The sequence below is a fragment of the Pseudonocardia hispaniensis genome (assembly GCF_042658695.1).
Classification (GTDB): Bacteria; Actinomycetota; Actinomycetes; order Mycobacteriales; family Pseudonocardiaceae; genus Pseudonocardia; species Pseudonocardia hispaniensis.
Genome location: NZ_JBHSQW010000030.1, coordinates 59,498 through 73,934 on the forward strand (window position 1 = coordinate 59,498; position 14,437 = coordinate 73,934).

The 14,437-nt window shown below is 69.3% G+C and carries 15 protein-coding genes; 6 read left to right on the forward strand and 9 right to left on the reverse strand.

The genetic code is table 11. The features are described 5' to 3' along the window. A partial coding sequence (locus ACFQE5_RS14170; RefSeq protein WP_379585375.1) for an acyl-CoA dehydrogenase family protein occupies positions 1 to 972 on the reverse strand: 972 nt, incomplete at its 3' end. A gap of 14 nt (positions 973 to 986) precedes the next feature. Beyond that, entirely contained in the window at positions 987 to 2,156 is a 1,170-nt protein-coding gene (locus tag ACFQE5_RS14175; RefSeq protein WP_379585376.1) for an acyl-CoA dehydrogenase family protein, read from the reverse strand. Positions 2,157 to 2,281: 125 nt separating this feature from the next. Between ACFQE5_RS14175 and ACFQE5_RS14180 the strand changes: the two genes are divergently transcribed. After that, complete coding sequence (locus tag ACFQE5_RS14180; RefSeq protein WP_379585377.1) at positions 2,282 to 2,524, forward strand: hypothetical protein; 243 nt, start codon at positions 2,282 to 2,284, stop codon at positions 2,522 to 2,524. Between the two features lie 6 nt (positions 2,525 to 2,530). Further along, positions 2,531 to 2,923 carry a hypothetical protein gene (locus ACFQE5_RS14185; RefSeq protein ID WP_379585378.1) on the forward strand — a complete coding sequence of 131 codons (393 nt, stop codon included), beginning with the start codon at positions 2,531 to 2,533 and terminating at the stop codon, positions 2,921 to 2,923. Between the two features lie 9 nt (positions 2,924 to 2,932). Here ACFQE5_RS14185 and ACFQE5_RS14190 read toward each other — a convergent pair whose 3' ends face one another. Both ACFQE5_RS14190 and soxR read right to left on the reverse strand, forming a co-directional pair. After that, positions 2,933 to 3,679: a tyrosine-protein phosphatase gene (locus ACFQE5_RS14190; protein ID WP_379585379.1), complete on the reverse strand. Its 747-nt coding sequence runs from the start codon at positions 3,677 to 3,679 to the stop codon at positions 2,933 to 2,935. Between the two features lie 71 nt (positions 3,680 to 3,750). Continuing rightward, on the reverse strand, positions 3,751 to 4,224 hold the full coding sequence (gene soxR / locus ACFQE5_RS14195; RefSeq protein ID WP_379585380.1) for a redox-sensitive transcriptional activator SoxR: 474 nt from the start codon (positions 4,222 to 4,224) through the stop codon (positions 3,751 to 3,753). A 457-nt stretch (positions 4,225 to 4,681) separates the two neighbouring features. Between soxR and ACFQE5_RS14200 the strand changes: the two genes are divergently transcribed. The 3 genes from ACFQE5_RS14200 to ACFQE5_RS14210 all read left to right on the forward strand — a co-directional run bounded on the left by ACFQE5_RS14200 (position 4,682) and on the right by ACFQE5_RS14210 (position 8,600). Further along, the gene (locus ACFQE5_RS14200) at positions 4,682 to 5,476 is read left to right on the forward strand and encodes a transglycosylase SLT domain-containing protein (protein WP_379585381.1); all 795 of its coding nucleotides are present in this window, start codon (positions 4,682 to 4,684) and stop codon (positions 5,474 to 5,476) included. A 174-nt stretch (positions 5,477 to 5,650) separates the two neighbouring features. Further along, on the forward strand, positions 5,651 to 7,675 hold the full coding sequence (locus ACFQE5_RS14205; protein ID WP_379585382.1) for an acyltransferase family protein: 2,025 nt from the start codon (positions 5,651 to 5,653) through the stop codon (positions 7,673 to 7,675). 154 nt (positions 7,676 to 7,829) lie between these two features. Further along, positions 7,830 to 8,600, forward strand: a complete 771-nt coding sequence (locus ACFQE5_RS14210) for a sigma 54 modulation/S30EA ribosomal C-terminal domain-containing protein (protein ID WP_379585383.1) — start codon at positions 7,830 to 7,832, stop codon at positions 8,598 to 8,600. Here ACFQE5_RS14210 and katG read toward each other — a convergent pair whose 3' ends face one another. From katG to ACFQE5_RS14225, 3 genes are all read right to left on the reverse strand, one after another. Next, a complete protein-coding gene (gene katG / locus ACFQE5_RS14215; RefSeq protein WP_379585384.1) occupies positions 8,601 to 10,853 on the reverse strand; it encodes a catalase/peroxidase HPI in 2,253 nt (750 codons plus the stop codon). It lies immediately after the preceding gene. Between the two features lie 558 nt (positions 10,854 to 11,411). After that, positions 11,412 to 11,573 (reverse strand): hypothetical protein, encoded by a 162-nt coding sequence (locus tag ACFQE5_RS14220; protein ID WP_379585385.1) that lies wholly within the window; start codon positions 11,571 to 11,573, stop codon positions 11,412 to 11,414. A gap of 150 nt (positions 11,574 to 11,723) precedes the next feature. Next, the gene (locus ACFQE5_RS14225) at positions 11,724 to 11,918 is read right to left on the reverse strand and encodes an IS3 family transposase (RefSeq protein ID WP_379585386.1); all 195 of its coding nucleotides are present in this window, start codon (positions 11,916 to 11,918) and stop codon (positions 11,724 to 11,726) included. On the opposite strand from ACFQE5_RS14225, the gene ACFQE5_RS14230 reads away from it, so the two are divergent. Further along, positions 11,910 to 12,053: a hypothetical protein gene (locus ACFQE5_RS14230; RefSeq protein WP_379585387.1), complete on the forward strand. Its 144-nt coding sequence runs from the start codon at positions 11,910 to 11,912 to the stop codon at positions 12,051 to 12,053. The two genes, ACFQE5_RS14225 and ACFQE5_RS14230, sit on opposite strands and share 9 nt — an antisense overlap. A 291-nt stretch (positions 12,054 to 12,344) precedes the next feature. Here the strand turns inward: ACFQE5_RS14230 and ACFQE5_RS14235 are convergent, their stop codons facing one another. Next, the gene (locus ACFQE5_RS14235; RefSeq protein ID WP_379585388.1) at positions 12,345 to 12,668 is read right to left on the reverse strand and encodes a hypothetical protein; all 324 of its coding nucleotides are present in this window, start codon (positions 12,666 to 12,668) and stop codon (positions 12,345 to 12,347) included. Continuing rightward, the gene (locus ACFQE5_RS14240; RefSeq protein WP_379585389.1) at positions 12,665 to 13,936 is read right to left on the reverse strand and encodes a tyrosine-type recombinase/integrase; all 1,272 of its coding nucleotides are present in this window, start codon (positions 13,934 to 13,936) and stop codon (positions 12,665 to 12,667) included. The genes ACFQE5_RS14235 and ACFQE5_RS14240 overlap by 4 nt, the downstream gene beginning before the upstream one ends. Between the last annotated feature and the right edge of the window lie 501 nt (positions 13,937 to 14,437).

Consider the following 14,437-nt stretch of genomic DNA (forward strand, 5'->3'; position numbering starts at 1 on the left):
TTTGGCCCGCTTGTAGAACAGATGTGCCTCGTGCTCCCAGGTGTAACCGATACCGCCGTGGTACTGGATCATCGCGCCGGTCGCCTGCAGGGCCACGTCACCTGCCTTCGCCTTGGCCACGGCGACCGCGAGCTCGCGGTCGGGCAGTCCGGTCTCGACCGCATACGCCGCGTACAGCACCGCGTGCTCGGCCATGGTCACCCCGACGTGCAGGTCGGCCAGCGCGTGCTTGATCGCCTGGAACGACCCGACCGGGACGCCGAACTGCATCCGCTCCCGGTCGTAGGCCACCGTGCGGGACAGCGCCTCCCGGGCGACACCGACCAGGTCGGCCGCGACGAGCACCCTCGCCCGCGCGGTCAGCTCGGCGATCGCCGCCTCGTTCGCCCTGGGCAGCGCCGCGCCGGCGTCCCTCACATCGAGCGAGGCCAGGCGGGTCGTCCCGTCGTAGGAGCGCTGCGGCGTCGCGTGCGCCCCCGGCCGCTCGACGAGCGCGAGGCCCGCCCCCGACCGGACCACCACGACGTCGGCGATCCGGCCGTACTCCACCGCCGGGATCGTCCCGGGCGCCGAACCGCGCAACGCCAGCGCACCGACCACCTCCCCGGACGCCACCCGCGGCAGCCACTCGGCCTGCTGCTCGTCCGAACCGGCGAACCTGATCGCCTCGCCGGCCAGCACCGTGCCCCGCCACGGCCCGGGAACCACCCCGGCGCCGAGCGCCCTGGCGATCACCTGCGCCTCGACCAGGCCCAGTCCGAGCCCCTCGTATGCCTCCGGGACCAGCACCGCCACCCAGCCCTGCTCGGCCGCGGCCTTCCACAGCGACTCCGGGTGACCCTCGCCCACCGGCTCGGCCGCGACCGCGTCCTCGAACTCGGCGCGCACCGCCGCCAGGTCGAACCGCTCGGCGAGATAGCCGCGCACGGCGGTGTCGAACTCGCGCTGGTCATCGGTGAGAGCGAAGTACATGTCGATCCCTTCGATCAGCGCGGCAGGCCGAGCACGCGCTCGGCGGTGATGTTGCGTTGGACCTGTGAGGACCCGCCCCAGATCGTCACCGACCGGGACCACATCGACTCCGCGTGCATCGGCCGAAGGTCGAGCCCGTCGATCGACTCGAGCGTGGCCTCCTCGCCGAGAATGTCGTCGAAGACCTCCCACAGGTCCTGGAAGGTCTCCGACCACTGCAGTTTCGTCATGGACGACTCGCTTCCGAGATCGTGACCCTGCTCGACCTTGGTGAGCACGTGCATGGCGTGCAGCCGCAGGCACTCCAGCTCGGTGAGCACCCGGGCAAGCCGGTCACGGATCAGCGGGTCGCGGTCGCGCCCCAGCCGCTTGGCAACGGCCACGATCTCGTCGTAGTGCCTGCGGAACTCGGTGTACTGCGCGATCCCCGACGCGCCACGCTCGAACGACAACAGCAGCATCGCGGTGCGCCAGCCCTCGCCGATCTCCCCGAGACAGTCGCTGACGGGCACCCGCGCGTCGGTGAAGAAGACCTCGCCGAACTCGCTGGCGCCGCTCAGCTGCCGCAGCGGGCGCGCCTCGACCCCGGGTTGGTGCATGTCGATGAGCAGCATGGAGATCCCGCGGTGCCGGGTGCTGCCCGGTTCGGTGCGGACGAGGGCGAAGATCTTGTCCCCGTACCCGGCGTTGGTGGTCCAGACCTTCTGGCCGTTGACGATGAACTCCTCGCCGTCGCGCGTCCCCCGGGTGGTGAGCGCGGCGAGGTCGGAGCCCGCACCGGGCTCGGAGAAGCCTTGGCACCAGATGACCTCGTTGCGCAGCAGGGGGCCGATGATCTCCTTGCGCTGCGCATCGGTACCGATGGCCATCACGGTGGGCGCAAGGAAGGTCAGGCCGAGCGGGTTGACGGTACGCGGTGCGCGGGCCAGCACCATCTCCTCGTCATAGATGGCCTTCATGCCGGGCGTGCCGCCGCGTCCGCCGTACTCGGTCGGCCACTGGATTCCGGCGAATCCGGCGAGCGCCTTGTCCCGTTCCCAGTCGCGGCGTAACCGGAAGCTCTCGTCGTCGTCGAGCGACTCCCAGAAGCCGGGCCGCTTCCACTCCTCGGGGATGTTCGCCCGCAGCCACGAGCGCAGCTGCGTGCGGAAGTCCTCTTCGGCCTCGGTGAAGGTCAGGTCCATCACGGCCCCCTCGTGCGCTGGTCGGCCCCACGTGCGCCTGCCCACCCACCTTGGCATACCCGCGAGTAACGTGTCGCCTACGCCGTGCCCGCTGACACCGGGTATGCACCCGGTAGCCTCACGGTATGCGCAGCGAACGGGTGACCGTTACTCTGCCTGCCGAACTCGTGGCCAAGGCCCGGGACGCGGTACGGTGGGGATGTGCGGCGAGCCTGTCGGCCTACGTGGCCGAGGCGGTCGCCGCCCGGCAGACCAGGGACCGCTCCCTGGCGACCCTCGCCGACCTCTACGGCGGACCGCCCCCTCCGGACGAGCTGGACGCGGCGCGGCGATCGCTGCGGCTGGTTCCGCCCGCGGCCGTCGGCTGAGTCGGCGTGATCGGCGGAAGAGTCCTCGACGCGACGGCGCTGGCGGCGTTCGCCACCGGACGGCCCGTCTACATGCGCGCCCTGGTCTGGGCGGCCGTCGAGGAGAACCTCGTACTCGCGATCCCGAGCGCGGCGCTGGGCCGCGCCTGGGCGCTGCTCGACCCCGAACAGCATCCCGCCCTGCAGGTCCTGCTCGGGCTGCCCATCACGGTCATCGACGAACTGGGCCCGGCCGCGGCCCAGGAGTCCGGGCTGCTGATGGCCGCGTCCGGGCACGACGACATCGTGGCCGGTCAGGTCGCCGCGTCGGCCCGGCGACGCGGCTGGCCCGCGGTCACCGGCGATCCCGGCGCGCTGCGCAAGCTCGACGGCTCGGTCATCATCGAGGAGTTGCCGTGACCGGCGGGGTCACGTCAGGCGCAGCCGCAGCCGATCGATCGACGGGTCGTCGAGGCCGTGTGCGCGCAGCCAGCCCGCGGCACCGCCGTGGTCCCGGTCCAGGGTGGCGAGCACGTTCTCCATCACCTCGGGGCGCGGCAGGTGCGGGGTGAGGTCGGCGGGCATCTCGGTGCCGCTGGCCTTTGTCCAACGCCGGAACATCGCCTCGACCCGTTCGGCGGAGAGCGCGTAGTCCTCGATCACGGCCTCCCGCCGCACCCCGACCGTGTCGAGCACGAGGGCGACGAGCACCCCGGTGCGGTCCTTGCCCGCGGCGCAGTGCACGAGCGCGGGACCGGTGTCCGGGGCGGCGAGCATGCGGATGGCCTCGACGACGTTGTCGGGGCGGTCGGCGAGGTAGCCGAGGTAGTGACGCAGCAACGGATCGGCGTCGTCACCGGTCTCCGGCAGGGTGCGGCCCTCGTCCGGGAGAAACGTCAACGCGATCGTCTCGACGCCCGCCCGGGCGACCGGCGTCGGGCCGTCCCGGTCGATCTCCGCGGCCGTCCGCAGGTCGAGCACCAGCGAAAGGCCGAACACCTCGAGCAGCTGGGTCACATCGCCCGGGGTGAGGAAATGTAGCGATGCGCTGCGCAGCAGCACCCCGGTCCGGGTGACACCGCCACCGGCGAGCGGCAGCCCACCGAGATCGCGGACGTTGTCGAGTCCTTCCAGCGTGAGCCAGCGGTCGATCGCCCTCAGCAGCCCATCGGTCACAACCGCACCATAGCCAGCCGGGCGAGGACCGGACCGTGTCCGCATCCACTGCGGCAGGTGCCGCTCCGACGCTACGTGCCGCTCACGGGCGCCGGACGGCGCAGCGCGGGCGGCAGCAGCCGAGCGCCATCGCCCTGCACGGCGGCCCGGTCGTCCGGGTTCATCAGTCGGCAGCGCGCCAGCGACAGGCAGCCGCAGCCGATACAGGAGTCCAGTCCGTCGCGCAGCGCCACCAGCGCCTCGATCTGTTCGTCGAGCCTGCCGCGCCAGAACCGCGAGAGCCTGCTCCAGTCCCCCCTGGTCGGTGTCCGACCCGCGGGCAGCCGATCCAGCGCCTCTCGCACATCGCCGAGGCCCACCCCGATGGCCCGCGCCGCGCGGATGAACGCCAGCCTGCGCAGCACCCCACGCTCGTACCGGCGCTGCCCACCGGCGGTGCGAGTGGCGCTCACCAGGCCCTCCCGCTCGTAGTAGCGCAGCGCCGAATGCGGAAAGCCGCTGCGCTCGACGACCTCGCCGATGGTGAGTAGGTCCCTCGCGTCCACGTCTCCCCCTTGACCTGAACCTCACTCCAGATTCGAGAGTAGGGCATGCGCAGCCACGGGCCCCGGCCGCGCGCTCGTCCTGCGCAGCGGGCATCGGACGTGGGCGCGCATACACACAGCGGGTTGTGGCGGGCCCGGTCGCCAGACCCGACCCTTCCTGCGACAACAACCGCCGGTCGCATTAAGTGACCGCTCGGCGCACGACCGGCTCTCGCCGCGGTACCCGACTGACCGGTGGACGGCCGTTGAGCAGCGACGACACGCCGGCGACTCGCTTGGTGCAGCGCGTTCACCTTCCGTAGCCTGCCTCGGCAGTTGTCACGATCCGATTACGAGTAGGCGCCGAGCCGGACTCCCCACCGGCTCACCGGACCCCCGACCGGGCTGTCCACTCGCGGATCGGCTGAGTGCGGAAGGACAGATGTTGGCAGGTCACCGCTCCCCCAGCGGCAGACGCGTGCCTGTGGTCCGGGCCCCGAACCGGACCACCCCCCGGCACCGGGCTGTCGATCGGCAGGTCGTCGTCGGCCTGTCACCGCAACGCAGCATCGGGACGAGCACCGCGGCCATCGGCGCCGTGTTCGGCGTCGTCACGACCGGCGCCTTCGCCGTGGTGCTCCCCGCGCCGATGAACGGCCCGGACGTCGCCGACGCAGCCGAGATCGGACCCGCGGCCCTCGCCACGAGCGCGCAGCACCTCCCCATGGGCAGCGGTCCCGGACCCGTCACGAACGTCGGGCACGTATCGCCGGTCAGCCTCGTCGTCGACACCGCCGACACCGAGACAGCGACCTCGGCCGTGGAGGCATTGGCCTCCCTCGACAAGGCCGGCAGGCTCGCCGACGAGCTCGCCCAACTGCACGCCCAGCAGGCCGAGCGGGCCCGCATCGACGCCATCATCGCCAACGGCGGCGTGGACGGGTGGATCGCCGAGGCACTGCGGATCATGGAGCTGCCGCAGTCGCTGTCCGGGGGCGTCAAGAAGATCATCATGGCCGAGTCGGGCGGCAACCCGAAGGCGATCAACCTCTGGGACTCGAACGCGCGGCGCGGCACACCCTCGCAGGGGCTGATGCAGACGATTCCGTCGACGTACCGGAAGTTCGTGCACCCCAGCCTCGCCGACCGGCCGATCACCGACCCGATCGCGAACATCACCGCGGGGGTCCGCTACATGATCGCCACCTATGGGATCAACACGGTCCGCGCGGGCGGCCGCAGCAACGCCGCTGGTGGCTACATCGGGTACTGACAGGGCCCTGCCATCGGGCGCCGCGACGCCCTGCGTCACCCCTCGATGAACCCTCTGTGATCGATTCATGTCATCATCTGCCGGGGGGACACCGGTCGTCCCCGCTACCAGCCGATCATCCGCCGACCGGCCAACTGAGCGGCGGCCCGGGAACGACCGGAGGACCGACACCGGATGAACCATGTCCGATCCGTGGTCCGCATCCGGACGACCGACGAGCAGGCGGCACGGCGGTTCCGTCCAGAACTGCAGGGCCTGCGCGCACTCGCCGTGGCGCTCGTCGTCGTCTACCACGTGTGGTTCAACCGGGTCTCCGGTGGTGTCGACGTCTTCTTCCTGATCTCGGGTTTTCTCATCACCGGCCAGCTGTTCCGGGCGGCGCAGCGCGGCCCGATCCAGTTTCGCCCGATGTGGGGCCGGCAGATCGCCCGGCTGCTCCCGGCGGCGGCGACGGTCCTGCTCGCGACCGCGATCGCCGGAGCCCTGCTGCTGCCCGAGGCACGGTGGCTGCAGACGGTACGCGAGATCGTCGCCTCCGCGGTCTTCCTGGAGAACTGGCGGCTGACCGCCGACGCCGTCGACTACGCGGCCCAGCACAACACCGCGAGCGTGGTCCAGCACTTCTGGTCGCTGTCCATCCAGGTGCAGTTCTATGTGGTGTGGCCGTTGCTGGTGGCGCTCGTGGCCATGGTTGCGGGCCGTGGGCGACAGCGGCTGCGCAGCCACCTCACCCTGACGCTGCTCGGAGTGTTCGTCGCGTCCCTGGTGTTCTCGGTCGCACTGACGATCACGAACCAGCCACTGGCCTACTTCCACTCGCTCACCCGCGTCTGGGAGTTCGCGCTCGGCGGGCTGCTCGCGCTCGGCATCGACGCGATCGTGCTCGCCCCGCGGCTTCGGGTGGTGCTCGGCTGGGTCGGGGTCCTCGGCCTGCTGAGCTGCGGGATGGTGCTGCAGGTCGGGAGCGTGTTCCCCGGTTACGCCGCCCTGTGGCCCACGGTCTGTGCCGGGCTGGTCCTGCTCGCCGGGGCAACCGGCTGCCGGCACGGAGCCGACCGCTTCCTCAGCACCCGGACCATGCGCTATCTGGGCGACATCAGCTATTCGCTGTATCTGTGGCACTGGCCTTTGCTGCTGTTCGTCCTGGTGGCCGCTGACCGGGAGACGGTGGGGCTCGGAGGCGGCGCGCTGATCATCGCGGGCTCGCTGGTGCTGGCCATGCTCACCTACCACCTCGTCGAGGAGCCGGTCCGCCGCGCCCGGCTCGGCGTGGGTGGGCAGTACCGCGTGGGTGCGGTCAGTCTGATCGTCGTCCTGATGGCCGCCGGGGTGTGGCAGTTCGTGGCGGTCGTGCGCGCCGGCCCGGTGGCCGTCATCGGCGGCCCGGACCACCCGGGAGCGAGCGCCCTGCTCGCCGACTTCAGCTACTCGGGAGCGCCCGAGGTTTCGGCCCTACCGCCCATGGTCGCCGTCGCCGAGGACTGGGCGCGGATGGACGACTGGGAATGCACCCCGCTGCCGGCGTTTCCGGCCCTGGACCGGTGCGATCAGCCCGTCGAGTCACCGACGCGGCGGATCGTGCTGGTCGGTGACTCACACGCCCAGCAGTACGCGGCCGCGTTGATCCCGATCGCCGAGGAGCGTGGCTGGCAGCTCACCTCGATCGCCCGTGGCGCCTGCCCTTTCTCCACCGCGTCGGAGGTCGATCCCGAGGACCAGGACTGCGTCGCCTGGAACGAGGCGGCGGCCGAGGAGATCGCCCATCTGCGACCGGACGCGGTGTTCACGCTCGCCACCCGGGACGTCCGGGCCGGACTGACCGAGCAGACCCCGCCGGGTTTCGTCGAGCAGTGGCGGCGGATGAACGACCTGGGCATCCCGGTGCTCGCGGTGCGGGACAACCCGCGCTTCGACCATTCCCCGCCCGAGTGCCTCCAGCAGCTCGGCCGGGGCGCCCAGGAGTGCGGGGTGGCCAGGGACGAGGTCCTCGCGCCGGTCCCGCCGTATGCGCTGCTCCCCCAGGTTCCGGCGAATGTGCGGTTCCTCGACTTTTCCGACCTGCTCTGCGACGACCGGTTCTGCCCGGCCGAGGTGGGGAACGTGCTGGTCTACATGGACTCCAACCACGTCAGCGCGAGCTATACGGCGTCGATGGCGCCGATGATCGGACAGCGGATCGATGCCGAAATGGGCTGGTGAACCGGGTCCTGCGCGGTGCCGACACGCGGGCGCCGAGCGCCCGGCCGACGCTCGCGCCAGGCCTTTGGACCCTGGCCGGTGAGGATCGCGCCCGCCGACACTTCCGCGAGTTCGACCATGCGAACGTGCTGGAGGCTGGCAGGTGAAGCGTCGAGTGAGTCTGGCCGGTGTTGCGGTGGCGACCCACGGTGAGGTGTTGGACAGCTCGCGGGAGTACGTGCTCCGACAGCTGGAGCGATTCGCGCGCCGGGTACCCGAGCGACTGGAGTCGATGCGGGTCAGGCTCGGGGCGTTGCAGCGTCGAAACCTGCCGTGGTCGGCCCTCGTCCAGACGAATCTCGAGGTCGACGGTCATCCGGTCCGGGCGCAGGTGGCGGGCGCGTTCTTCACCGAGGCCGGTCGCCTGCTGCGCAGCCGGCTGACCGAGCAGATCGCCCGGCTGCGCAGCCCGGACACCGGCAGGCCATGGCCGCCGCCCGGCGGGCCGCGCCTCCTCCCGGCGCCGGGCGCGACGGTCCCGCGTCGCATCGTGCGCACGAAGTCCTACGCGTTGGCGCGCTGTGCCCCGGACCAGGCTGCGCTGTTCATGGATGTGATGGACTACGACTTCCACCTGTTCGTCGACGCCGACAGCGGCCAGGACAGCGTCATCTACCGGGTCGGCCCCACCGGCTACCGACTGGCCCGGCTGATCGGTGTCGCGCCACCCGCCGCGCCGACCCGGGTGCCGTTGACGATCAATGTGTACCCGGTGCCGTGGCTGACGCCCACCCAGGCGGTGGCTCGGCTGGACGAGACGGAGATGCCGTTCCAGTTCTTCGGCGACGGGCGGACGGGACGGGGCGCGGTGCTGTACCGCCGCTTCGACGGCCAGTACGGGCTGATCACCGCAGCGGGCGCGGCGGAGGCAGACTCCGCTTTGTGATCATCGGGACCGGACGAGGTCGAACCGGTCGAGGTTCATGACCTTGTCCCATGCGGCCACGAAATCGCGCACGAACTTCTCCTTCGCGTCGGCGCACGCGTAGACCTCCGCGAGTGCCCGCAGCACGGAGTTGGAACCGAAGACGAGGTCAACGGCGGTCGCGGTCCACCTGAGTTCGCCGGTGGCGCGATCCCGACCCTCGTACACGTTCTCCGCCGTCTCGGAGGCCTTCCACTCCGTGCTCATGTCGAGCAGGTTCACGAAGACGTCGTTGGTCAACGTCTCGGGCCGGTCGGTGAAGACGCCATGCTCGGAGTGCCCGACGTTGGCGCTCAGGGCCCGCATGCCGCCGACCAGGACCGTCATCTCAGGAGCGGTCAGCATCAGCAGGTTGGCCCGATCCAGGAGCCGGGTCTCTGGCGGCAGCTTCTCCCCTGGTCGCAGATAGTTGCGGAACCCGTCCGCGGTCGGTTCGAGCACGGCGAAGGAGTCCTCGTCGGTCTGTTCCTGCGAGGCATCCGTGCGTCCCGGCGTGAAGGGCACCTGGATGTCGTGTCCGGCGTTCCTGGCGGCCTGCTCGACCCCCGCGCACCCGCCCAGGACGATCAGGTCGGCGATCGAGATCTTCTTCCCGCCGGACTGCGCGCTGTTGAAGTCCCGCTGGATCCGCTCGAGGACTTGCAGCACCGCGGACAGTTCGGCCGGGTTGTTGACCTCCCAGTCCTTCTGCGGTGCAAGCCGAATCCGTGCACCGTTGGCCCCGCCGCGCTTATCGGTGCAGCGGAAGCTCGCGGCCGAGGCCCACGCGGTGGCGACGAGCTGGGCGACCGACAGCCCCGAGTCGAGGATCCGGCTCTTGAGGGTGGCGATGTCGTCGGTGTCCACCAGCTCGTGGTCCACCGCCGGGACGGGGTCCTGCCAGAGCTGTGGCTCCGGGACCCACGGGCCGAGATAGCGCGAGACGGGCCCCATATCGCGGTGCAGCAGCTTGTACCAGGCTTTGCCGAACGCCTCTTCCAACTGCTCCGGATTCTCGTGGAATCGTTTCGTGATCGGCCCGTAGACCGGGTCCAGTTTCAGCGCGAGATCCGTCGTCAGCATGATCGGTGCGCGCCGCTTCGACGGATCGTGCGCATCCGGCACCGTGCCCTGGGCCTCGGGATTCGTGGGAACCGACTGCTTGGCCCCGGCGGGACTCGTGGTCAGCTCCCAGTCGTACTTGTACAGATTGTCCAGATACCCGTTGTCCCACTTCGTCGGCTCGTCGGTCCATGCGCCCTCCAGGCCGCTGGTGATCGCGTCGGGGCCCGCGCCGGTACCGAAGGTGTTTCGCCAGCCGAGACCCTGCTGCTCGACCGGGGCACCCTCGGGCTCCGGTCCGACGTACTCGGCACCAGCCGCGCCATGGGTCTTACCGACCGTGTGCCCGCCGATGATCAGCGCTGCCGTTTCCTCGTCGTTCATGGCCATGCGGCGGAAGGTCTCGCGGATGTCCCGGGCCGCTGCCAGTGGGTCCGGATTGCCGTTCGGCCCCTCCGGGTTCACGTAGATCAGGCCCATCTGCACCGCACCGAAAGGAGCGGCGAGCTCCCGGTCGCCGCTGTAACGCTCGTCACCGAGCCACGTGTCCTCGGGCCCCCAGAAGATCTCGTCGGGCTCCCAGATGTCCTCACGCCCGAAGCCGAAGCCGAAGGTCCTGAAACCCATCGACTCGTAGGCACAGTTACCGGCGAAGATGATCAGATCGGCCCAGGAGATCTTGCGGCCGTACTTCTGTTTTATCGGCCAGAGCAACCGGCGTGCCTTGTCCAGGCTCGCATTGTCGGGCCAGCTGTTCAGCGGCGCGAAGCGCTGAGCGCCTTCGCCGCCGCCGCCGCGACCGTCCTCGATGCGGTACGTGCCCGCGGCATGCCAGCTCATCCGGATGAAGAACGGTCCGTAGTGGCCGTAGTCGGCCGGCCACCAGTCCTGCGATGTTTTCATCAACTCGAAGATGTCCCGTTTCAACGCTTCGACGTCGAGTGTGGTGAACTCCTCTGCGTAGTTGAAGCCCTCGCCCATCGGATTGGACAGCGGCGAGCGCCGGTGGAGAACTTGCAGGTTCAGCTGGTTCGGCCACCAATCCTGGTTCGTCATGGGCCGATGCGGCTTGGGAGTCGGCGAGGGGATTACCGGGTTCTCGCTCTCGCTGTGGCTGTCGGACACGGCGGTCCATCTCCTGTCTCGCTGCTGGTTCCTGATAGCTGGCTGCACCGCGCGACCGACCGACGACCTGGTCGTGGTCGTCCCCCACCCGCAACTCGTCGCGTGCCACGCACGCCTCCGGTTGGCCGCGCTGCGCCGGACCCACGGCCATCAGCGCGCCGCGCGTCGACTACCTCCTGATGGGAGCCTTCGCCGAGAGTCGCGCGAACAGGACCGATGATCGGCTCCGGGTCGGCGCGGGGGTGGTCGTGCACCGCGAACAGCTCCGCCACCCGCGGGCGCGACACACATGGCGCACCTCCGCGCAGCGTGCGCTCGGAGTCCGAACTCGTCGGCACCCGCCGGAGTGTGACGCAGCCGCTGAAATCAATCCAGTGCCCGGGGGCGGCCCTCGCCCGCATTTCACCCGGGAGCACGCACGCCCGGCCGCCGTCGCGCGTGAGGGCCGAGACCCGGCGGGACCGAGCCGACCGTCGCTGCCGCCAGCAGGCGATCAAGCAGCAGGGCCGATCTCGTATGAGATCGGCCCTGCTGCAACTGGTAGCGGGGGCAGGATTCGAACCTGCGACCTCTGGATAAGGTGGACCACCTACCCGCTGGTGCTCGTCAGTGCGTGTTCCTGTGCATCCTTGCTTGCAGCACTGATCTGGCCCGCGCGAGGTGGGCGACAAACTGCTTGGTCTTGCGTTTGCGACCGAACGTCTGGAGCGTGGCGGCGTCGAGCTCGGCGTCGCTGATGCCGGGTGTGCCGCTCTCCAGGAGGCGCATGGCGTTGGCGATCTCGACGGGACTGATCTCGGTAAAGGGCCGCTCGACGGTGCTGTCGTTGGGACGGAACTCGCCCCAGGTGGCGGGGTCGAGGTCGCTCGGCCAGACGAACTTGTCGTCTGAGCTTCCCCCGGTTTCCCGGAGTTCGGGTTAGCTGTCGGCGTCGCGCTGGGCGCGACGATAGTTGTCCTCGTACTCGTCCGGGGACAGCCCGCCGAGGCCGGCTTGGATGCGGCGCGGGTTGTACCAGCCGTCGATGTAGCGGACCAGGGCGTGCTCGGCCTCGGCGCGGGTGGCGAACGTGGCCCCGGCCAGTACACGAGCTCGACCTTGATCGTGGACCATAGGTTCTCGGCCAGGGCGTTGTCGAAGCTGTCCCCGGTGCTGCCGGTCGAGGGCGCCACCCCGGCGTCGAGGAGGCGCTGGGTGAACCGCAGCGCGGTGTACTGGGCGCCCTTGTCGCTGTGGTGGATCAACTGACCAGGGCGCAGGTTGCGAGAGCGTAGCGCGTGGTCCAGCGCGGTGAGCAGCCCAGCATTGCCAAGTGTCGGGCGTGCCGTGTGGGAGATGAACTCCGAGCGTGGCACGCCCACGGCGACCTCGAAGGCTTGCTTCACGGGAAACCAGACCCCGTTGACCTGAACGGCGTGCTCGCGGAGGGGCTCCGGCACCACTCCAGCCAACCTTGCCTCCGCAACGTCGCTGGACAGCTCGTACCGGGTGCCTTTGAGAGTGAATGCCGCGAGTGCCACAAGCTGAACCTGTCGGTGGTCAGGCGCTGAGGGCCTTACGCCGCACGGCAGCGAGGTCGGTCTCCAGCTTGTCGAGTGCGGACTTGAGGTCGTCGGCGGGAGCGATCGCCTGGAGCACCAGGGATCGGACGACTGTCGAGACCGGGAGGCCGCGCTGTTCGGCGTACTGCGTCAGCTCGTCAAACTCGTCCTCGCGGAAACGGACCTGGAGGTTGCGTGCGCGCGGATGTCCGCGTGTGACCTTGACGTGGTCCGGCAACGGCTCATTCGGGTCGCTTGTAGCCTCGGCCTCCTCGGCCGCCTTGGCCTCTGCGGCGAGCAGGTCCTCGATCTTCTTGCTCATGGGGCTTCTCCTTCCTCGCCGGCGTAGCTGCCTTCGTTGTAGATGCGGCGGTCCTTCTCGTTGGCTGACCACCCGTTGACGCCGTACTCGGTTCCCTCGTGCTGAAGCACGATGACCGCGACGATGTCGTCGGCGATGGTCGAGAAGCCGATGATTCGGACACTCTCGCCGCTTGTGCTGTTGTAGTCGGGGTCGATGACGATCCGGTTTGGATCGCCAAGCGCGTCGTCCGCGACCTGTGGCGTGATGCCGTGCTTGCGTTGCATGTACTCGCCGCGCTTCGACCAGTCGACGCGCTCGAACACACGACTATCGTAATGCATTTCATTACGCGCTGGTAGGGCCGTGATCTCTGCTTGGTCTTCTGCAGCTTCCTCGTGGTCAGACGGCATCGTGGGCACCTCCCTCCGGGGAGCCAGAGCCTCCAAGATGTCTGCCGTGACCGGGTCGACCCGCTCGTCGGGCTGGATGTAGTGCTCCTTGGTGATCTTCGTCGAACTGTGTCCGAGCATCTCGGCTGCGAGGTCCGGACCACTGGCCCTGTCCAGAAATGTCGCCACTGTCCGGCGGAAGGAGTGCGGGGTGACGCCCTCGATCTCGACGTCCTCCAGCACCGCCCGCAGGCGACGGCGGATGTTGTCCGTCGTCAGCGGAGTGTGGTTGCGGCTGAAGAAGATCAGGTGCTCCGAGTCTTCCTCCGCGATCAGCACGAGGCGCTGGCAGGGCACCTCAGCAACAAAGGGCGGCACGGACACGGTCCGGGTCGACTTCTGCGTCTTGGGATGGTGCTGACGATGAGTGGGCTTGCCCTTCGGGGACACGATGGTTCCGCAGATGCGCACGGTCGCCGGGGACACAGTCACATCGGACATCGCACTTCCGGATCGCGAGCACCTCGCCGATGCGAGCCGACGTGCCGAGCAGCACCTCGATGATCTGCTCCAACTGACCGTCCGGCGGTGGACCGGCGAAGCCCGCCTCCCGACGCCATTACGAGCCGCCTGACGGATCACCTCGATGTCTTCGATGGTGAGCGCCTTGGCCTGCGACGGCGGCTTGTGCAGCTTTGCCGTGTCCCGCACCGGGTTCTCCCGCAGCGCGTCGTACCGAACCGCCAGCCCGAACGCGAGGCTGAGCACGGTCTTGGCCTGCTTCGCGGTGCTGTAGCTCTTACCCGCTGCCAGAGCCTTGAGGAAGCGGTCGACGCGCCCGACCGTGATCTCCCTCAGCGCGTCATGCTCGAACACCGGGAGCACGAGCTGACGCATGTTTCGCTCGTACAGAGCGCGTGTGCTCTCGGCCAGCTTCCCGGTCAGGTCGAGGACGTCGAGCTACAAGTCGACGAGTTGCTTGAACGAACTGTCCGGGGTGACCTCGTTGTAGTTCGTCCGGCTTGTGCGATTGCCGAGTTGCTCCTTGAGATTGCGCTCTGCCGTCTTCTGCGTCGAGCCGACGGCCGAGACCCGGCGGACCTAGCCGTCGTCGCGGTAGCACGCCCGGGCACGAACCTGACCCGACGGGGTCTTCTCGAAGTGGATCTCACCGAAGGTGCCGATAGGCGTTCGTGGCCTACCCATGTCAGATCACCTCGCTTCGCCGGCCGCGCCGACTTGCTCGAAGCCACGCTGTTGGCTGAGCCAGTCGCGGACGTCGCTGACGAAGTACTGAACCGTCCTGGGTCTGCGAGAGGCTGAGGTTCAGGCCACCGCACCCTGTTGGGCGATGGCCGTAGCGTACAGCATTTCCCGTTCGATCGGGGGCATGTAGTC